The organism is Fibrobacter sp. UWCM (assembly GCF_900129735.1).
Taxonomy (GTDB): domain Bacteria; phylum Fibrobacterota; class Fibrobacteria; order Fibrobacterales; family Fibrobacteraceae; genus Fibrobacter.
In genome coordinates, this window is sequence record NZ_FQWR01000002.1 from 140,194 (window position 1) to 158,102 (window position 17,909).

Annotated in this window: 19 protein-coding genes and 2 tRNA genes; 9 read left to right on the plus strand and 12 right to left on the minus strand. The window is 52.7% G+C overall.

What is annotated here, in order from left to right:
• Positions 1 to 4: 4 nt before the first annotated feature.
• From argS to BUB22_RS02040, 11 genes are all read right to left on the minus strand, one after another.
• Positions 5 to 1,732, minus strand: a complete 1,728-nt coding sequence (gene argS, locus BUB22_RS01990) for an arginine--tRNA ligase (protein ID WP_073113699.1) — start codon at positions 1,730 to 1,732, stop codon at positions 5 to 7.
• Complete coding sequence (gene rsfS, locus BUB22_RS01995; protein ID WP_072809845.1) at positions 1,719 to 2,135, minus strand: ribosome silencing factor; 417 nt, start codon at positions 2,133 to 2,135, stop codon at positions 1,719 to 1,721. Before rsfS ends, argS begins: the two co-directional genes overlap by 14 nt.
• Complete coding sequence (locus BUB22_RS02000; protein WP_254794593.1) at positions 2,125 to 2,565, minus strand: LytR C-terminal domain-containing protein; 441 nt, start codon at positions 2,563 to 2,565, stop codon at positions 2,125 to 2,127. Before BUB22_RS02000 ends, rsfS begins: the two co-directional genes overlap by 11 nt.
• A gap of 36 nt (positions 2,566 to 2,601) precedes the next feature.
• Entirely contained in the window at positions 2,602 to 3,192 is a 591-nt protein-coding gene (locus BUB22_RS02005) for a hypothetical protein (RefSeq protein ID WP_073113701.1), read from the minus strand.
• A 132-nt stretch (positions 3,193 to 3,324) separates the two neighbouring features.
• Positions 3,325 to 3,672, minus strand: coding sequence for an aspartate 1-decarboxylase (gene panD, locus BUB22_RS02010; RefSeq protein ID WP_073113702.1), 348 nt, complete (start codon positions 3,670 to 3,672; stop codon positions 3,325 to 3,327).
• 7 nt (positions 3,673 to 3,679) lie between these two features.
• Positions 3,680 to 4,402, minus strand: coding sequence for a hypothetical protein (locus BUB22_RS02015; RefSeq protein WP_073113703.1), 723 nt, complete (start codon positions 4,400 to 4,402; stop codon positions 3,680 to 3,682).
• Between the two features lie 23 nt (positions 4,403 to 4,425).
• Positions 4,426 to 4,509 (minus strand) — tRNA-Leu (locus BUB22_RS02020).
• Between the two features lie 108 nt (positions 4,510 to 4,617).
• Positions 4,618 to 5,616, minus strand: coding sequence for an SPOR domain-containing protein (locus BUB22_RS02025; protein WP_073113704.1), 999 nt, complete (start codon positions 5,614 to 5,616; stop codon positions 4,618 to 4,620).
• A gap of 25 nt (positions 5,617 to 5,641) precedes the next feature.
• Positions 5,642 to 6,973: a tRNA (N6-isopentenyl adenosine(37)-C2)-methylthiotransferase MiaB gene (miaB, locus tag BUB22_RS02030; protein ID WP_073113705.1), complete on the minus strand. Its 1,332-nt coding sequence runs from the start codon at positions 6,971 to 6,973 to the stop codon at positions 5,642 to 5,644.
• A gap of 19 nt (positions 6,974 to 6,992) precedes the next feature.
• The gene (locus BUB22_RS02035; RefSeq protein WP_073113706.1) at positions 6,993 to 8,003 is read right to left on the minus strand and encodes an ImmA/IrrE family metallo-endopeptidase; all 1,011 of its coding nucleotides are present in this window, start codon (positions 8,001 to 8,003) and stop codon (positions 6,993 to 6,995) included.
• A gap of 11 nt (positions 8,004 to 8,014) precedes the next feature.
• Positions 8,015 to 8,332 carry a type II toxin-antitoxin system RelE/ParE family toxin gene (locus tag BUB22_RS02040; protein ID WP_073113800.1) on the minus strand — a complete coding sequence of 106 codons (318 nt, stop codon included), beginning with the start codon at positions 8,330 to 8,332 and terminating at the stop codon, positions 8,015 to 8,017.
• Between the two features lie 86 nt (positions 8,333 to 8,418).
• On the opposite strand from BUB22_RS02040, the gene BUB22_RS02045 reads away from it, so the two are divergent.
• The 9 genes from BUB22_RS02045 to BUB22_RS02085 all read left to right on the plus strand — a co-directional run bounded on the left by BUB22_RS02045 (position 8,419) and on the right by BUB22_RS02085 (position 16,185).
• Positions 8,419 to 8,655 (plus strand): DUF3467 domain-containing protein, encoded by a 237-nt coding sequence (locus tag BUB22_RS02045; protein ID WP_073113707.1) that lies wholly within the window; start codon positions 8,419 to 8,421, stop codon positions 8,653 to 8,655.
• Positions 8,656 to 8,735: 80 nt separating this feature from the next.
• A complete protein-coding gene (locus BUB22_RS16015) occupies positions 8,736 to 9,833 on the plus strand; it encodes an FISUMP domain-containing protein (protein ID WP_175547214.1) in 1,098 nt (365 codons plus the stop codon).
• A gap of 116 nt (positions 9,834 to 9,949) precedes the next feature.
• Positions 9,950 to 11,851 (plus strand): LEPR-XLL domain-containing protein, encoded by a 1,902-nt coding sequence (locus BUB22_RS02055; RefSeq protein ID WP_073113709.1) that lies wholly within the window; start codon positions 9,950 to 9,952, stop codon positions 11,849 to 11,851.
• Between the two features lie 73 nt (positions 11,852 to 11,924).
• Positions 11,925 to 12,965 (plus strand): hypothetical protein, encoded by a 1,041-nt coding sequence (locus tag BUB22_RS02060; protein WP_073113710.1) that lies wholly within the window; start codon positions 11,925 to 11,927, stop codon positions 12,963 to 12,965.
• A 7-nt stretch (positions 12,966 to 12,972) separates the two neighbouring features.
• Positions 12,973 to 13,167, plus strand: a complete 195-nt coding sequence (locus BUB22_RS02065; RefSeq protein ID WP_073113711.1) for a hypothetical protein — start codon at positions 12,973 to 12,975, stop codon at positions 13,165 to 13,167.
• Between the two features lie 25 nt (positions 13,168 to 13,192).
• The gene (locus BUB22_RS02070) at positions 13,193 to 13,873 is read left to right on the plus strand and encodes an HAD family hydrolase (RefSeq protein WP_073113712.1); all 681 of its coding nucleotides are present in this window, start codon (positions 13,193 to 13,195) and stop codon (positions 13,871 to 13,873) included.
• An 86-nt stretch (positions 13,874 to 13,959) separates the two neighbouring features.
• The gene (locus BUB22_RS02075) at positions 13,960 to 15,207 is read left to right on the plus strand and encodes a tyrosine-protein phosphatase (protein ID WP_254794594.1); all 1,248 of its coding nucleotides are present in this window, start codon (positions 13,960 to 13,962) and stop codon (positions 15,205 to 15,207) included.
• 71 nt (positions 15,208 to 15,278) lie between these two features.
• On the plus strand, positions 15,279 to 16,013 hold the full coding sequence (locus tag BUB22_RS02080) for a hypothetical protein (protein WP_072809878.1): 735 nt from the start codon (positions 15,279 to 15,281) through the stop codon (positions 16,011 to 16,013).
• A gap of 98 nt (positions 16,014 to 16,111) precedes the next feature.
• A tRNA-Pro gene (locus BUB22_RS02085) sits at positions 16,112 to 16,185 on the plus strand.
• A gap of 41 nt (positions 16,186 to 16,226) precedes the next feature.
• Here BUB22_RS02085 and BUB22_RS02090 read toward each other — a convergent pair.
• Positions 16,227 to 17,903 (minus strand): sensor domain-containing diguanylate cyclase, encoded by a 1,677-nt coding sequence (locus BUB22_RS02090; RefSeq protein ID WP_073113714.1) that lies wholly within the window; start codon positions 17,901 to 17,903, stop codon positions 16,227 to 16,229.
• Between the last annotated feature and the right edge of the window lie 6 nt (positions 17,904 to 17,909).

The window sequence follows — 17,909 nt, forward strand, 5'->3', positions numbered from 1 at the left end:
TATATTACATCTGCCTAATCGGGAAGAGCCCGAGCAGGTCGAGCACGTTCTCGAGCACAATCTGCGTGGCCTGAACCAGGAACAGACGGGACTTTTCTTCGGGGCTGCCGAGCACGCGGTCTTCGTGGATGAACTTGTGGGCGGCTTCTGCGATTTCGAGGGCGTACTGGGCGAGAACGCTCGGTTCGTCACCGGCGACGGCATCCAGAATCTTCTTGCCCTTCTTCGACAGGATGTTGATGAGGCTGTAGGCCGCATCGTCACCAAGTTCGGCGAAGTTCACGTCCTTGATTGCGGTTGCGAGGTCCGCGCGTTCAATGCCTGCCTTGCGCATGATGCTGCAGAGGCGCACGTGGGCGTTCTGCACATACGGACCGGTATCGCCTTCGAAGCTCATCACGGCATCCCAGTCAAAGCGCACATCCTTCAGGCGGCTGTTCTTCAAGTCGTTGAAGGTAAGGGCGCTAATGCCAATTTGGCGGGCGATGAGTTCCTTGTTTTCGAGGTTCGGATTCTTCTCGTTGATGAATTCGAGAATCTTCTTCTGGGCGGCTTCGATGACGTCGCGCAAGAGGCTTGCGGTACCCGTGCGGGTCTTGCCCTTTTCCCACTTGCCGTCCACCAGCTGCAGAATCACGCCGAACGGAATGTGGTACATGTCCTTGTACCATTCGCGTCCCATCTTCTTCAAAACGTGGAACACCTGCTTGAAGTGGAGCGCCTGTCCGAGGTCCACCACGTAAAGGCACTTGTCGAAGTTGTATTCCTTCTTGCGGTAGCAGGCGGCGGCGAGGTCGCGTGTGGCGTACAGGGTGGAGCCGTCGCTCTTGCGGATAAGGCAGGGGTTCAGGTCGAATTCGTCGAGCATCACCACGTCCAGATCCTGGCTCTTCACCATCAGGTTCTTTTCGCGGAGTTCGTCGAGAATGGCCGGAATCTTGTCTTCGAAGAAGGATTCTCCGGTGTAGTGGTCAAAGCCCACGCCCATCATGTCGTAGATGCGCATGAGTTCCTTCAGCGTTGCGGCGCGGAAGGCGGTCCAGAGCTTGCGGTAGAATTCGTCGCCCTGTTCGAGCTTGGTGAATGCGGCGCGCGCTTCGTCTTCGAGGCCAGGCTCTTCCTTAGATGCCTTGGAGAAGGCTGCATAAAGGATGTTCAGTTCCTTCACGGTAAGGCTATCGAGCGTGGCGTCATCCGTCGGGCGGTTCTCACGCAGGTACATCACGATGAGCTTGCCGAAAGCGGTACCCCAGTCGCCCAGGTGGTTGATGCGTTCCACCTTGTAGCCTGCGGCCTTGTAGATGCGGGAAAGAGAGTTCCCGATCATCGTGGAGCGCAGGTGGTGGAAGGCGAGTTCCTTGCCGATGTTCGGGGAACTGAAGTCGATACACACGACCTTCCCGTTCGGGGCGGCGTGCCCGTATTCCAAGCCCTTCGCGGCAATTTCTTCGAGAGTTGACTTCGCGAGGAATCCGCGGTCGATGAAGAAGTTCAGGTAGCCGTTCACGGCTTCCACCTTCGAAAGGCCTGCGGGGAGTTTCACCTGTGCGGCCAAATCTTCCGCAATCATCTTCGGGGCCTTGCGCATCACCTTCGCGAGCGAGAAACACGGGATGGTAAAGTTGCCGTGGCTGGTGTCAGGCGGCACGGAGATAAGCTTGAGTGCGGCTTCCTTCTCGAAGGAACCGGTGGCGGCGAGCGCTTCTGCGATTTCTTGCTCAAACGAGTTCATCTTCACTGCTCTTCTTCTTGGTGGTCTTCTTCACAAAGTCGTTTTCGTCGAGGGTTTCAATCTTGCCGTCGGCGTACAGGCGGTCAAGCGAAATCTCGCTCCTCTTTTCTTCTTCGAACAGGTGGACCATCAGGTCGAGGCCCGCGTCGAACACTGCCCAGCGCACGCCTTCCTTGTATTCCACGCCTACAGACGGGAGCTTGTTCGCCTTGAATTCCTTGCGCAGTTCGTTCAGAATCGCCTGCATCTGGGCTTCGCTCTCGCAGGTCGCCACAAGGAAGTAGTCGGTCACGTCCTTGACTCCGCGGAGGTCCATCAGCTGCACGTTCTGGGCGCGAAGTTCAAACAAAATGCTTGCGCCGACTTGTACGGACTGGGGAAGTTCTTGCTTCTTAGTTGTCATCTGTTTCTTCCTGTTCGGGTTTTATTATTTGTTCAAAATCCTTGCCGATGTAAACGGCCACGTCGACTACCGCCCTCTTGCTCACGACGGTAAGCACGTTCTTTGTCTTGAGGGTCTGTGCCAGCGCCTGTGCGCCTTCCCATTCGGGGTTGCGGAGCACGATGATGGTCTCGTCGTTATTCTGCAGGCGGTCGTTGCCGAAACTTACCACGTCGAAGCCGTTCTCGCGCAAGAAGGTGCGCATCTTTACGGCGGCACCCGGTATCCCGCAACTGTTCAGGACTTCGACATCGCCCTTGTAGGTGCGTTTTTCCTTCACGACGACCTTCTTTTCTTCGCAGCCCGAAAGCAGCAAAACGCTTATTGCCAGCGCGGCAAAAACGAGCGGGCGCAATCCCTTTCTAAAGATGTCGTGACGTGGTAAATGCACGCGTCAAAGATAGAAATTTTCAATAGGGCGAACCTTCTACCTGCAATAATAACCCGTTCTCCACGGGCATCCGTAGTAGTAACGGAGCGGGCCGTACGCCTTCCGGGCGTCGTTCTCGTTCACGAGCATCAGCTGGATGTAGGAATTCTCCGTGGGCTTGTATTCCAGCGCTATTGCGGGGAGCACGAATTCTACCTTGCCCTGGCGCACGTCTTCTTTTGCGATGGGCGCTCCGGAACTGAAATTCGCGTACAGTGGCATCCATAACCCGAAATCGGCATACAGGTGAAGGTCGGGTGTGAATTCGTAGGCGAGGTGGGCGAGGTAGCTCTGCTGGGCAAAACTGCCGAATGGCCCGCTGGTAAAACTTGCAGAATAGGTGAACCCTACGCTCAGGGCCTGGTCTATCGAGGATTTGCGCAGCAGGCGTTCTCGCGGGAAGTACGAGCGGTTCCAGGGAATGCCGTCGTCGGGAATCAGGTAAACGGTGTCGATAATCGAATCGCCGGCGGTGCCTGCTAATTTCGCAGTAGTGTCGCGCTCGGCTACGGCGGAATCAGCCTTTGCAGGAGTCTCTGCAGAAGATAAAACTGCTAGTGCAAATATGAGTGCGAATATCAACCGCATACAATGAATATAGCATTTAGGGCGGTCACTAGTCATTGGTCAATGGTCGTTAGAAAAGGCTTTTTGAAATAAAACAATCGGGTGGCGAAGCCACGATTATAAAACTAATGACTAATAACTAAAAACTAATGACTAGACGATTTCGTTCTTGGCGTTCACGTGGATAACAGTGGGCTTCCACGTCTTGGCTTCGTCTTCGCTCATGGTCGCGTAGGCAACGATAATCACGAGGTCGCCGGGCTGCACGAGGCGAGCTGCGGCACCGTTCAGGCAGATGACGCCCGAACCCGCGGGGCCTTCGATAACGTATGTGTCGAGGCGGTTCCCGTTGTTCACGTCGAGCACGCCCACCTTCTCGAAGGGGAGAATGTGCGCGGCATCCATCAGGTCGCGGGCGATAGTGATGGAACCCTCGTAATTGAGGTTCGCGTCGGTAACCGTGGCTCTGTGAATTTTGCTTTTGAGTAATTCTAGCTGCATGATGCGCTTAGAACTTGACCTGGAATGCTCCGAGCACGCCCTTTTCGGGGGTCGGGATGATTCCGAAACTGAAGCGGTTTGCGTCGGGGTTGCTATCCCACTGCGTGCCGAAGAATGCGTCGGCGAACGACCAGATGTGCGCTGCTGCGACACCGAGGAGGCCGTACCACCAGGCGGAGCTGCCGTCAATAAAGAGGTAGGTGGTGACACCGACGCTCGTTACCCACAGGGCGTCCATCCAGATAGCCTTCGTGGCCTGGCTGGATTTCCACTGGTAGTAGCTGGGGAGGAGCAGAGATACGTATGCAAGGCTCTGGTTGCCGGAACGGTGGCGGTAGGAACGGTCGATATCGGCATCTTCCATGCCTTGAGAGCGCTGGGAGAGCCAGTCTTCTTCACTTACGCCGAGCTTGTTCCAGGGCTTCTGGAGGTATTCGGATATGCGGACGCCGAGTTCAACGAGTCTAGTGAGCTTGTCGCGGGTGATGCCCTCTTCCTTGGCCTGCTGGAATTCCCATTGGGTCAGTCCGAGGTCTTCGTAACGGAAACCTTCCCACTGGTCACCGGAGGCCTTGGCCTCGCCAGCGGGTTCGTCGCTTGCAGATTCGTCGTCCCCGTATGAGTAGGACTGCTCGGTAGAATCGTCATTTGACGGTTCATCGTCGAACTGTGCGAAAGCCATCGCACCGACAAAGAACACTGCTAGAACAATCTTGCTCCAAATAGACATGTTTTACCTACTCCTATCCGTAATGCCGGGGGAGGGAATCGAACCCTCACACTCTCGCGAGTACCGGATTTTGAGTCCGGCGCGTCTACCAATTTCACCACCCCGGCTTAGGGGTAACACAAATATAGCACAGTTTTTGCCTTTTTTGTAGGGAAAAAGGCGATATTTGCTCAAAATAAGCGAATTTTCAGGCGAAAACGTGCCGATGCGTTGCATTATTTTTTCAAAATGGGCCTGAATTCGACGTTGAGCGGCGTGAGTTTGCTCGCTCCGAAGTCGACGGCCTTTTCCTTGGTCTCGAACTTGCCGGTCTGTACCAGGTAGAGCGTCTTGGTTTCGCCTACGCGTTCTTCGATGGTTCCTTTGATGCCCTGTTTTTTGAGGTTGTTGACCAGGAGTTCTGCGTTGCTCTTCACGCCGAACGCACCGAGTTGCAGAATCCAGTATTCTTTTTCTGGGGCGGGTGCGGCTGCGGGAGCGTGCTTTTCAGGTTGGACCGCCGGTGCCGGTGTCGCCTTTGCGGCAGTGTCGGCGGGGGCAGTTTTCGCGGGTTCTGCCGCGGGTGCCGTGGTTGCGTCGTTGGCCGGTTGTGCTGCTGCCTTCGGTTCAGTTGCGGGTTGCTCGGTTGCTGAGCCGGTCGAAGGGGTCGGATCCGGCGTTGGTGTCGAAGCATCCACGGCGGGCTCGCTCAGGCGCTTGCAGGTTTCGTCGAGGGTCGGGTTCTTCACCTTCGACTGCACTACGGTGCAAACCTTCTGCAGAACTATGGCCTGGTGCGGCTGGGAAGTCTCGATGGCGTGGATCAGGGCCTCGGCGGCCTTCTCGTTACGGCCCATGTACAGCTGGAACTGCGCCTTCGTCATCATGAGGTCGGCGTATACGGCCTTTTGCGGATTCGTCTTCTTGATGAGGCTGTCGAGCCTCTTGCCTGCGGTGCTGAATTCCTTTGCGGCGCCAATCTGCGAGAGCGCGAGAACGTTCCACAGGTAGCATTCCGTGCGGGTGGAATCGGGCTCGTTGGGGCATGCCTGCTCAAAGAGTCGCGCGGCATCTTTCCACTTGCCGGCCACGTACGCCTTCTGCGCATCGGCAATCGTAACGGTCGCCAGCGAATCGGCAGGGGCATTTGCTGCGGGTTGCGCAAGTGAACTTGTACTGCAAATCAAGAACAAAATAGCGGCAATCCCGCGAACATTCCAAAACTTCATCTTCATTACCTCACACCACAATTATCCATCATCAATTATCAATTACCAATTTCCCTCGAATCGTCCATCCGCGGATGTCGTCCAGCTTCACTTTCACGTAGTCGCCGGGCTTCACGATTTGGCCAACTTCCGGCTTGAACACCACCTTCTTGAAGTTGTCTGTGCGGCCCCGCAGTTCCGTCTCGTCGCGCACGGAGTTCTTTTCTACCAGCAGTTCCTCGGTGCGGCCCAGCATCATCTGGTTACGCTTGAGCGTGATGGCGTTCTGCAGTTCTACCAGGCGCATGTGGCGTTCCTGCTTTTCTTGCTCGGTGAGCGTCTCCGCTTCCTTGTACGATTCCGTGCCCTTGCGCGGGCTGTAGATGAACATGAAGGCGGAGTCGAACTGGCAGGTTTCAAAAGCCTTGAGCGTCTGTTCGAAATCTTCTTCCGTTTCGCCCACGAATCCGCAAATTACGTCCGTCGAAATCCCGTAGAACGGGTCCTTGCTTCGCAGCTGTTCGATAATCGAGAGATACTGCTCCATGTTGTGCTGGCGGCGCATCTTCTTGAGCATGGCGTCGGAGCCGCTCTGGATAGGGATGTGCGCGTAGTGGCAGACCTTCGGGTTGTTCAGCAGCACGTCGATGAGCTCGTTCGTGTAATGCCTCGGGTGCGGGCTCGTAAAGCGGATGCGTCGGATGCCACCGATTTCAGAAACCTTCGTAAGCAGGTCCGCAAAGTTCCCGCCTTCGGTCTTGTAGGCGTTCACCGTCTGGCCCAGCAGCGTCACCTCGGTAATGCCCCTGTCGGCCGCCTTGCGCACTTCGGCAAGCACGTCTTCCATGTCGCGGTACTTTTCCGGCCCGCGCAGGTATGGCACAATACAGTAACTACAGCGCTTGTTGCAACCGCGCTGGATGGCGACGAAGGTGGTGAAGTCGTTCTGGAGTTTCGCGTATTCGCCCAGGTAGTTCTCGCTCAGGTCCTCGTCGATAAACATCTTGTGGTGCGTCTGGTGCAGCGGACTTTTGGCATCGCCCAGCAACAGCTCCGGAATTTTCTTGTACTGGTCCGGCCCCACGATGTAGCTCACGTTCGGTAGCCTCTTCAAAAGTTCCGGCCCGCGATTCTTCGCCATGCAGCCGCATACCACGACTTTCACATCGGGATTCTTTTTGCGCAAGTACTTGAGCTTGCTGATGTTGACGATGGCGGTTTCCTCGGCCTTCTCGCGCACGCTGCAGGTGTTCACGATGATAAAGTCGGCATCTTCCTGGTTGCTCGTCTCGACGCAACCGCACATGTCGAGCTCCTGGGCAATCATCGCCGAGTCATACTCGTTCATCTGGCAGCCGTAAGTGGCCAAGTGGTATTTTTTCATGCGGGTAAAGATAGAATTTTTAGACTTCTAGCCCTGCCTGCACCATGTATTTTTGTGCGAATGCGTTTGCCTCGTCGTCCTTCTGCTGGTTCTTGTTGCCGTAATAGACGTTCTTGATGAAGATGTCCTTCTTGCCGTGGAGTACGATGTGGCCGAGCTCGTGGAAGAACGTGAACCAGAACGCGTTGCGGTCCTTGAAACGGTCGTGCAGCTGGATTACGGGGATGTCCTTGTACCAGCGGGCCATGCCATGAATTGGCGCCGACTTGAAGTTCTGCGCGTAGAGCACCTTGATTCCGAACTTTGCGCCCAGTTCCTGCAACTTGTGCATGCCGTCGTCAATGAAATCTTCGCCCACCTTCGGCTTGGGCAATGCCTTCTTGCGGCGTAAATCTTCCCACGCGGCAACGTCTTTTTTGGCCAGTTCCACGAATTGCGGCATCGCCTTCTTGATGGCGGAACGCACCTTCTTGTCGTTCTGCTTTTCCATCTTGATTTCGTCGGCGAGGATTTCGCCGCGGCGCATCCACACGGAGGCCGCGTACGGGTCTTCGGTTTCGGCCAGCGAAATGCGGAAGGCCACCTTCAGGCGGTTCTTGTAGTAGTAATTTTCCCACGCCTTGGGGCTAGCCACCCCGAAGAACTTGAGGATGGGCGACACGCCGTCTTCCTTGTTGTTGAAGTCCTTGATCCATGTGCGCGGATTGAGTTCCCCGATAGGGAAGAACTTGCGCCAAACAACACTTTTCTTGAGGGATTTCTTGATTTTTTCTCGCCAGAGATCCCGTTCGTACAGCTTTTGTGCTTCTAGCCAACAATACTGAGGAATTCCTGTACCAAATTCAAGGCTGTAGGCCATTTCGACCGTCACCCTGCACTTGGCTTTGAGCAATTCGTTCACCGTCTTGGGGGTGTAGCCGATTCGGGCGGCGAAATCGTTAACATCCACATTCATTTCTTGAAGTTTTTCTTCAAGAATTTCTCCAGGGGAAGTTGCTCCCCACAAAATGAGTTCTTTTTCTTCTGCCATATTATTCCTCTCTATTTATGATAATCTACAATTTCTACGACTTCGGCCTCGGTAACTTCAGCCCAAATAACAACTTTGTTCGGTTCTGCGCCCCAAATAATCAATCGGTATGGTTGATCAAGGTCGCATGCCCATTGGCCCTTGCGGTTGCCTACGAGTTCATGGAAATGTCCTGGAAGCGAAGGCAGAGCGGCAAAATTTTTAGCTAAGTGCAAGGAGAAGATTCGATTCCTGTAGCATTTAGCCCGTTTTTTGCCCATTCGCCGTATTGCATAAGCCTCATCCATTGTGCAAAGTTCTAAATCCTTATCTCTAAACTCAACTTTCAAGAAACCTCCGCCGTTAATCAAAAATCTCTTTTTTTAATATAATAAAAATTTTTAAGAAACGCAAGGGGTGCCTTATTTTTACAAAAATGACCAAAATCATGATGCTCCTGGGCCTGAACCAGGCATGGAGCATGAGCCAGGGCAAGGTGAACGTGGATATCGCCGAACGCGTGGTGATGACCCCGTACACCGCAAAGAGGCTCGCCATCATGCTTGCCGCGACGCTCAAGGCCTACGAGGCCAAGTTCGGCACCATCGATATCGGCGTGCAGACCGACGCATCGAAGGCTCCCGCAGCCAAACCCGCCGCCAAAAAGGCTTAAACTTTAATAATTTTGGGATAGAAGGAACGAAGAGTATGTCTATCGATAGAAAAGCACCATTGAGTAGATTGGTTGGGGCTGTGGCAGCATTTGCCATGGCTTTTGCGCTTGCCGCCTGTGATGATGACGAGAGCAGTTTCGTGCGGCCCGGGGATGACTCCTCGTCGAGTGTCTGCGAGGACTGCGACGATGCCAGCAGCAGCTCGGTAAAGTCAAACTCTTCGTCCAGCGCGAAGTCCTCTTCGAGTGTCAAAGCGAAGTCAAGCAGCTCCGTGCGCTCGTCATCCTCGGCTCCGGTCGAGGATCTATCTAGCAGCAGCGTGCGTTCGTCATCCTCGGCTCCGGTCGAGGATCTGTCGAGTAGCAGCGAGACAAGTGTGTCCAGTAGCAGTGCAAAATCTTCCAGCAGCTCTGCAAAATCCAGCAGCAGCGCGAAGTCTTCCTCCAGCGTCACGCAGCAGTCCAGTAGCAGTGAATATGTGCCGTTTGACCATTCGAAGACACTTGGATATCAAAAATTTGAAGAAGATGGGTATAAGACTTTCACTGACCCGCGCAATGGCCGCAGTTATTACTACATAACGATTTATTCGGAATATAAGGGATATTCTGTTACCGTGATGGCCGAGAACTTGAACATTGGCGATATGGTGCCTGGCGAAAATGACCAGAACGACGATTCCAAAATCGAACGCTACTGCTACAACAATGATACCACCAGGTGCGACGAATTCGGTGGCCTATACCAGTGGGCCGAGATGATGCAGCTGCCGAGCCGCTGCAATACCGAGAGCTGCGCCGACCTTATTCAGGAAAACCACCAGGGAATCTGCCCTGATGGTTGGAGGTTGTTTACGTATGATGATTATTGTGTTGTGATGGGGTATGAGGATATCAATAATGACGGCGTAAAGGGGCTGCGCTCTACATATGGTTTCAGCGGAACGAATAGCAGCGGATTCTCGCTGACCGGCGCCGGCAAGAGAACCAAAAAGGGGGGGGTTGAACGCTTAAAAAAAGTTGCTTATTGGTTCTATCCACAAGAACATGAATATAATGAACGGTTATATGTACACAATGGCTATATTGCTGCAGATTTAGCCGATGCTCCGCAAGCAAATGATGGAGATGAAAAAGTTTTTGGATTCTCTGTCCGCTGTACTAAGCTAGAAGAATAATCAAAATTTTTGAAAATGATAACAACGCACCCCGAGGTGCGCTGTAGTTGTTTTACCTTAAACGGAATTTTTCACGAATTCCACACGAAAAGTTTTAACTAAAAAAGGCCAAAATCATGTCCAAGAACGTTAAGTCCAACAACAAGAACACCAAGAAATCTGCTTCCAAGGCAAAAAAGTTCACCCGCAACAATTACAAGATCGAATCCCTCGAACCGCGCCTGATGATGGATGCCGAACCGCTCGACCCGGCGCTCGAATCGAACCTTGATATTGAACAGTTTGACTCGTATGTGGAGCAAATCGGGAGCCTCTCTGATGCCATTGGTGGCAAGGCTGTTGACGCCCTTGGACAGTTCAACAAGTTTGATTTTACCCAGTTCGGTTTGGCGGACAAGGCCAATGCTGCCGTTGAATTTGTAAGCGATTCCGCGGAACAACTCAAGTCCGATTTTGCAGACAAGGTAAACAATACCCTTGAAAAAGCCCTCAAGGACCTTGAAAAGAAATATTATGCAGATGAAGTAACGATGGATGAAGGAAAAATCAAGCTTGCCGACTTTGTACAGGATTATGTTGCCGAAAAAGCAGAAGGTACCGGCCTGACTTTCGCTGTAGAAGGCTCCAAGCTAGTTGTCAATTACGACATTGAATACGCGAAGAACGTCACCGGCATGGGCTTCGACTTGGCCGATGGAAGACTTGATCTTACAAGCGAAGGAACTGCCCTCAATACGTCGGCCAAGCTCAAGGCCGTTATCGATTTGGACAAGGGCGGAAACGGAATAATCTTGGATGAAGCCTCCGACGTGGGCGATTTTATCGTATCCGTCGAAGAATTGAAGGTGTCCGTGGACAACCTCGGCATGAAGGCCAAGTTCATGAACATTGTGCTTGAGGAGGTCGATAAGGATGGAGAAGAAGGTCCCGAGCTGAGCATTAGCTACGCTTCCGGTTCAGACGTCAGCCAGAGTGTCAACCTGGAATTCGGCCTTGTTAACTCCGGTGAATTGCCATTTGGATTCAAGGATGGCGAACTGCTGACTGTCGCGACTGTTGAGGGAGAACTGGCGACGAATATCCCGGATATCCAGATGATAGGCAATGGATTGAGCGGCTTGTTTAGCGGAGACGTTCTCAAGAACCTGCCTTTTGTCAAGGAATCCTCCTTTACTATAGGCGAACAGCAGTTCAACTTGCCACAGTTAATCGAAAAAATCAATGACCTGTGGACCAAGGTGTCCATCGCGTTGACCAGTGCTGTCGAACCGGTGCAGTATTTCAAGGACAGGGTCCAGTTGAATTTGAACACACTAAAGTCAAACCTCCAGACAACCCTTGGTGAAACGTATGAGGAATGGGCGGGACTCCTGGATAAATTGATGGTGAAGGCTGCTGGAAATGGAAATGAATTCTATTCGCTTATCGGCGATCCGACAGAAGCCTTGCATTTGATGAATCTGAAGAATGGTACGGAGCTTTCCTTCGTGATTGCTCCGAAAAGTCTCTCGTTGGATTCTCTTGATGTCGGGCTCACGACTTTCGAGAGCCTTTCTGCGGATTTTGCCCTTGCGTTTAATGTGAAGGTGAATGTCAAGGAAGATTCTTCGATTTCTTTTGCCGCAGTCTCTTTGGATGAATGCTCTTTGAAAATGGGTGCGCCTTTGCCGGAATCCATGTGGGATTCAGTCCCGGTACAACTGAATGGCGCAAAATTCAACTATGACGTGAAAGTCAATGCAGCCGATACTCTGGAGCAGAACATCTCTTTCGATTATGATAGCGTCGATTTGGTCGTTGGCGAAAATAAGTTGTACAGTTCCTCTAGCGGCTCGATTATATGCGCAAATCCCGGTACGGATGAGCAAAAGTGGAGCTTCAATCTAGATACGGGGATAATTCGAGACCTCCCGTTTGTCTTTGAGAGCGAAGATGCCTTCAAGAACGGCAAGAATCCAACTGTCCGCTTCGACAACGACGGCCTTCAAGGGAATAACAAGTTACTACTGCATAAATAATTTTTTATGGAGGGGTGTTCTGATTTGAGAAACCTGGATAAAAAATTTATATTTCTCGTTGTAGGAGAATTTCATGATTTGTCCGAAATGCGGTGAAGAATACGAAGATGACATGCAGTGTTGCTTGTGGTGCGATGCGCCGAATCCGAATTATGGTCGCGTCGAGGAAGCCGAACGTAAAGTAGGTTCTGTCCAGAAACGGAATCAGGGTGAAATAAACGGCTTTGATTATCTTGAGCATTCCGATGAGGTGGACTTTGCGCAAAGAACCTCTGGTTATGTTGTGTTTAAAATTGCCAAGTTTGAATTTGTTAAAACCGTTGTGGGAATGCTCTTCTGTCTTGGTCCATTTTTGTTTTCTGTTGCGGCGATGTTCTTTGTCGAAGAGCTGAAGTCTTTCTGGCCGTTATGGTTGCTTGTGAGTGTGTGTTTTGCTATTTGTATTTTCGTTTTGTCAAGAACGGTTCTTGCCGTAAAATGGTATAAGGATAAATTCGTTTTAAAGACACTCTATGGAGAAACAGAACTCTCGTTTGATAAATCGGTGTTTGCGGAGTTTGGATACGAAGACGACAAAGGCTTTAGCGTTTGCCTGAAAAAGGGAAAATGGAGTTTTGTACTTCGTGAAAAGGCGTTTCCAGAAGTTACAAAGATGTTGTGCAGAATTTACGACGAGTTAAATCCGAAAGACCTTGTGTTGGGCGAAAATGGTTCGGTTTATGCGGAATTCAAACCGCTGAAGCGCCCCGTCGCCATGGGCTGGTATATCGCCGCCTTTCTTTTCAATATTTTTATAGGTCTTGGTGATATTTTGGTTTCGGACTCGGGCAATGCTGCGTTCGCTTTTTTATTTGCCGCCGTAGTCCTTATCTGTGCGTTTTATCATTTGAGTGATGTTTTTAAAATTCGGTGGTACAAGGACAAGTTTGTGCTTTGCACCCGTTTCGGAGAAAAGGCGTTCTCGTTCGACAAGTCGGAACTGCAAAAGACCAAGCGCGATGAAAAGGGCGCTTTGAAGTTCTTTTTCAAGAAAGACCGAGGGTCTTTTGTTGTGGATGAACGCGTCTTTCCCGAAGTAGCGGCAATGATGAAAACGCATTACGGCGTGGAGTGATTCTGCGATGTCCCTGTTGCTTGCCCTTTTGTTCCTAGCCCTATTTGTGAGTGCGATTGTCCGTGGGCAGTTCTCTTACGGCAAGGCGGATTACAGTTTCCGGGAGCACCCGGTGCAGTTTGTAATCGTACTGGTGTTCATCTTGGGCGTGTCGGCACTTTGCTTTTACCGTTTCTTGGTCGAAATGGAATTCTTGCGGTAAAAAGATTCCTATATTTGGCTCCGCCATGCTTCATCACAAATCCCTGATTGTTTTTGACCTGGACGGCACGCTGTTCAATACCCTCGGCGACCTTGCCGTGGCGGTGAACTATGCGCTGCGCCATTTCGGCCTGCCGGAACATGACGAACAGCGGGTGCGGACCTTTATCGGGAACGGCTCCATGAAGCTGATCGAGCGGAGTATGGGGGAGGCGGCCCTCCCGGAAATCATTGCCCGCACGGGCGTTACAGTCGAAATGGTTCACAAGGTCTATTCGGATTTTTACTGGGAACACTGTACTGAGCGCACGCTCCCGAATCCGGGCGTTGTTGAATTCTTGCGCAGTACGACTGCCCGTGTGGCCATGCTTACCAACAAGCCGGAGCGCCCGACATTCAAGTTGCTGGAATATTTCCACCTTCGCGACCGCTTTGAATTCGTGCTCTGCGGCGACACCACGCCCGAACGCAAGCCTAGCCCCGCGGGCCTGCTGAAAATCATGGAATCCGCAGGGGTTTCTCCCGCCGAAACGGTGATGGTGGGTGACGACCAGCCCGACATTCTGGCCGCCCGCAATGCCGGTGTCGACTGCATTACGTTGTTCTGCGGGTTCGGAAAGCCGGTGAATTTGCTCCCGCTTGCCCCGGAGAATGTGGTCGAAAGCTACGCCGAAATGTGCGAATTACTTTGTTCTTTAACGCGTTGATGCTCTTGTTTTGGGGCGCGCCTTCGCACAGCCTTGTAAAAAATTGTATAGTTGTGCTTGGTATGCTTTATAAGTTTTTATGCCTCGTGACATTCGTATTGGTGATGGCTCTCGGCCTTGTCGCCTGTAGCAATTCTTATAGTTCCTTTGCGGATGTTTCGGAAGAAAATTCTTCGTCAGAAACCTTTTCGAGTTCATCGTTTGTAGTTTCGTCAAGTTCCGTCTCTTCCAGTTCTACAGTAAGTTCGTCAAGTTTTTCTGATTCCTCGGATGTTGTTTCGTTTACGGCGCTTGTGACGGATACTTTCGAGGTGTTTGCCTTTGGGTCGTTGAATATCGATATTGTCGCGGATTCGTTCTTGACCAAGTTCGATTACGGGGACGTTGTTTCGGTGATGGTGCCTGGGTACGATACGCTGGACGTTCCCGTGGTTGCGAGCTATGGCGATGTGTTTCCGGGCGAATTCTTTTTGTATGTTTCCTCGGGACTGAATTATCTCAAGCTTGAAGCCCGTTATGGACAGATGGCGGAGGTCATTGGTCTCGGGCGTGGTGCAGAATTCCCGATAGAAGTTGCCATCCGGATGAAGGAGAAGGGCGGATATGCGGAACATCTGGGAAACTTGAATTCACTTGCAATTTCCTATTCCATTGAGGCGTATCCGGAGCTTTCCGTCGCGGACTTTGCGAATTTCAGGATGGTGCGAACGACGGGAATGGGCGAGGGTCGGCTTTACCGCTCGTCGAGCCCGGTGGACCCCTCGATTGGGCGCAATAAGTATGCGGATTCACTTGCGGCGGTCGCGGGAGTCAAGACCTTCGTGAATCTTGCTAATAGCGAGGAATATGCGGAATCGTACAACGGCTTTGCGCAGTCCTATTATGCGACGCGGAACGTTGTTTACCTTGATGTGCTGCCGGGCTTTGCGAACACGCCGTTCAAGGAGGGCTTCGTGAAGGGGCTCCGCTACATGGTAGAACATGATGGCCCGTACCTATGGCACTGCACGTACGGCATGGACCGCACCGGGTACTCGATAGCCGTGCTAGAGGCCCTGATGGGAGCGACCGCCGAAGAAATCAAGGCGGATTACGCTGCGACGCACAAGAATTTCTACAGCGTGAGTGGCGGCAGGCAGGTTGCCTTGACCGCGAAGCAGGCGGAACTCATTCAGGCGATAATCGTGAGGCTCATGCGGAATGCATACAAGGTGGAGGGAGTCGACATCTCGGATTTCGAGAATGCTGATTTGGCGGCCGCCACCGAAAAGTACCTGCTCTCGCTTGGCTTGGAACAGCATGAAATTGATTCGCTCAGGGCGCGACTGAAGTAAGAATGTTTTCGGGATGGAATTCCTTCGCAGACAATGGCCCGCATAGATTGTGTTTTGCTATATTCTTGCCTATGATTTCAAGAATTTTTAAACCGGCATTCATCGCGGCGCTCGCTTTTGCCGCGGCCTCCTTTGCCGACGAGGCCATCCGCTTTGTTCCCGAGGTTTTCCCGATGGGCGAGGTTGCTCAGGGCGACCAGAAACACTACGTGCTGCAGGGCGCGAACACCACAGGTGCAGAGATCGTGCTCGAAAACGTGTTCGGGCAGGGCATCGGCATGTCGAATTTCAAGTTCCCGCAGAAAATTGCCCCGAATGCGACCGTCACCATCGAGTTCGATATGGACTTCGCTGGCATGGAAGGGAAAATTGACCCGACGGTCGTGCTTGTTGCCGCCGGCGGTAAGCCCTATACGGCGAACCTTTCGGGCGTGGTGAAGGCTCCCGTGTTCTTCGGCGAGAAGCTTTTCGATGCTGGTTTCTACAAGGCGGGCGAAAAGCGCGAATGGACGTTCTACGTGTGGGAGACCGACAAGAAGGCTCGCCCCGATATAGAACTTTCGCCCGAGTCGGCGAAGCAGTTTGCGATGAAGTCTAAACCCGTGATGCTCAATGTCGACAAGCTCGACAAGATCAAGGAAGGCGGCAAGGTTCCCGGAATCAAGGTGACTCTCTCGACGAAGGGGCTTACCCGCGAGGGCTGGGAATTAAAGCAGAAGAGCATCCGGAAGATAGTCTCCTTCAAGAGCAAGAAGTACCCGAAGGCGACTCCGGAAGTGCTCATCGTCGGCTACTGGAACGAGTAGTCCGGCCCCGAAATGGCGAAAATTTTGCCTTTTTCGGGCTTTTGCCTTGAAAAATGCCCCGAGTTTAACTAACTTTGGCATACTCTTACGAGAGACCTCGGGATGTAGCTCAGCCTGGTAGAGCGCTTGAATGGGGTTCAAGAGGTCGCTGATTCGAATTCAGTCATCCCGATAGAAAACGCCGCTGTTTCAGCGGCGCTTTTCTTTTTTGCCCTACGACTCCGGTTTCCAGACAATCACCTTGTTGCGCCCGGTTTCCTTGCCTTCGTAGAGCGCGCGGCCCGCCATCTGGATGCTCTTGTCTACCCCGAGCGCGTGGTCGTATTGCGCGACGCCGAGCGTGATGGTCACCTTGATGGAAAGTTTCCCGAATATGACGGTCGTGTTCTCAATTGTCTTGCGGAAACGCTCGGCGACAATCTTCGCCCCTTCGAGGTCGGTTTCCGGGAGCAGCGTGAGGAATTCCTCCCCGCCGTATCGCGCGAGCACGTCGTACTTGCGTAGCAGGTTGCGGATTGTGGCCGAGACGTGCTTGAGAACCTCGTCGCCGCAGGCGTGCCCGTAGGTGTCGTTCACGTTCTTGAAATGGTCTATATCGATGAATATGAAGCAGAAAGGTTTCTTGGAGCGGGTCACGCGCTGTATCTCGTTGTCGATGGTCCGCAACATGTCGCGCCGGTTCGGAAGTCCGGTGAGTTCGTCGGTCCGCGAAATCAGGTCGAGTTTCTTGTTCGCTTCCTCGAGTTCCTTCGTGCGTTCCTGCACTTCCTGTTCAAGCATCTCCCTATGCGCGTTCAGTTCCGCAATCTGTCGCTTGATGGTATGGTGCATTATGTTGAAGTGCTTCGCGAGGATTCCTATTTCGTCTTGCCTGTTGCCCACGTCGATATCCGGAGCTTCCATGTCGCCTTCCGAAATCTCTATGGTGTGCTGGACGAATCGCCCCATCGGGAGCACCAGCTTGCGGTAGAGCCAGAAAGAAATGAGCAGTATCGCGATAAGCGCCGTGGCGAGCATGACCTTGCTCACGAGCAGGAGCGAAGCCACCTGTTCGTCGATTTCGGACTTGGGCTGCAGCGACAGCAGGCCGAAATCGTACGAGGCGTCGTACACGTAGTTTGCAAGGTAGGCCTGGTTATCGGAGAGCGTGTAGAACTTGATTCCCTTTGTCTCGTCTGCCTTCGGGTCGAACCCCTTGATTCCGATTTCTGCAATCTTGTGAGGCTCGGTAAGCCAGGTCTCCAGGTCGGGGTGGAACAGTATTTCGCCTTCGGAATTGATGACGATGTAGTACCCCTTCTTGCCCACCTTGCTTTCGGAAAGGATTCTCCAGAGCCTCTGCGCCGAGAAACTGGCCACGAGACTCCCGTTGCCCTTCGCGTTGTCCGAGACGACTGTCGCGAAAGCGCGCTTGGGCCGCATGTTGTCCGAGTCACGGTACCAGCCCGAAATAAACGGCCTGTGCGGTGTAATCTTGCTGAAGTCTACGGGATACTTGGTGGGGGCAGACGCAATCATCGCGTTGTCGCAGATGAGGCTGTCGTTACGGTCGAACAGGGAAACTTTTTCGCCCGATATGAATAGCGGGGAAATGTTGTAGCTCTTGAGGTAGCTGGTCGATATGGCCGGGTCCATGCTCTTGATTTCGGATGCCTTGGCGAGCAGGGTAAGCTGGTTGCCGAACTGGAACAGCTCGTTGTGGAGGGTCGACGACATCTGCTGCAGGTGGATGATGTTGGTCTCGTCGGCGGACTCGAGCGTCATCTGGGTCTGTCGCTTCGCGAAATAGTACGTGCCGCCGATGGTGACGACCGCCATTGTGCTTACCAGGAGCAGCAGGCTCTTGACGATGATGCTCTTGGAGAGTTTTAGGATTTTCTTTTCGCTCATGGTTCT

Excerpts from the sequence above, each read along its gene's own strand:
- argS (WP_073113699.1), bottom strand. The coding sequence starts at position 1,732 with ATGAACTCGTTTGAGCAAGAAATCGCAGAAGCGCTCGCCGCCACCGGT.
- rsfS (WP_072809845.1), bottom strand. The coding sequence starts at position 2,135 with ATGACAACTAAGAAGCAAGAACTTCCCCAGTCCGTACAAGTCGGCGCA.
- BUB22_RS02005 (WP_073113701.1), bottom strand. The coding sequence starts at position 3,192 with ATGCGGTTGATATTCGCACTCATATTTGCACTAGCAGTTTTATCTTCT.
- panD (WP_073113702.1), bottom strand. The coding sequence starts at position 3,672 with ATGCAGCTAGAATTACTCAAAAGCAAAATTCACAGAGCCACGGTTACC.
- BUB22_RS02015 (WP_073113703.1), bottom strand. The coding sequence starts at position 4,402 with ATGTCTATTTGGAGCAAGATTGTTCTAGCAGTGTTCTTTGTCGGTGCG.
- BUB22_RS02025 (WP_073113704.1), bottom strand. The coding sequence starts at position 5,616 with ATGAAGATGAAGTTTTGGAATGTTCGCGGGATTGCCGCTATTTTGTTC.
- miaB (WP_073113705.1), bottom strand. The coding sequence starts at position 6,973 with ATGAAAAAATACCACTTGGCCACTTACGGCTGCCAGATGAACGAGTAT.
- BUB22_RS02035 (WP_073113706.1), bottom strand. The coding sequence starts at position 8,003 with ATGGCAGAAGAAAAAGAACTCATTTTGTGGGGAGCAACTTCCCCTGGA.
- BUB22_RS02045 (WP_073113707.1), top strand. The coding sequence starts at position 8,419 with ATGACCAAAATCATGATGCTCCTGGGCCTGAACCAGGCATGGAGCATG.
- BUB22_RS02055 (WP_073113709.1), top strand. The coding sequence starts at position 9,950 with ATGTCCAAGAACGTTAAGTCCAACAACAAGAACACCAAGAAATCTGCT.
- BUB22_RS02060 (WP_073113710.1), top strand. The coding sequence starts at position 11,925 with ATGATTTGTCCGAAATGCGGTGAAGAATACGAAGATGACATGCAGTGT.
- BUB22_RS02065 (WP_073113711.1), top strand. The coding sequence starts at position 12,973 with ATGTCCCTGTTGCTTGCCCTTTTGTTCCTAGCCCTATTTGTGAGTGCG.
- BUB22_RS02070 (WP_073113712.1), top strand. The coding sequence starts at position 13,193 with ATGCTTCATCACAAATCCCTGATTGTTTTTGACCTGGACGGCACGCTG.
- BUB22_RS02080 (WP_072809878.1), top strand. The coding sequence starts at position 15,279 with ATGATTTCAAGAATTTTTAAACCGGCATTCATCGCGGCGCTCGCTTTT.
- BUB22_RS02090 (WP_073113714.1), bottom strand. The coding sequence starts at position 17,903 with ATGAGCGAAAAGAAAATCCTAAAACTCTCCAAGAGCATCATCGTCAAG.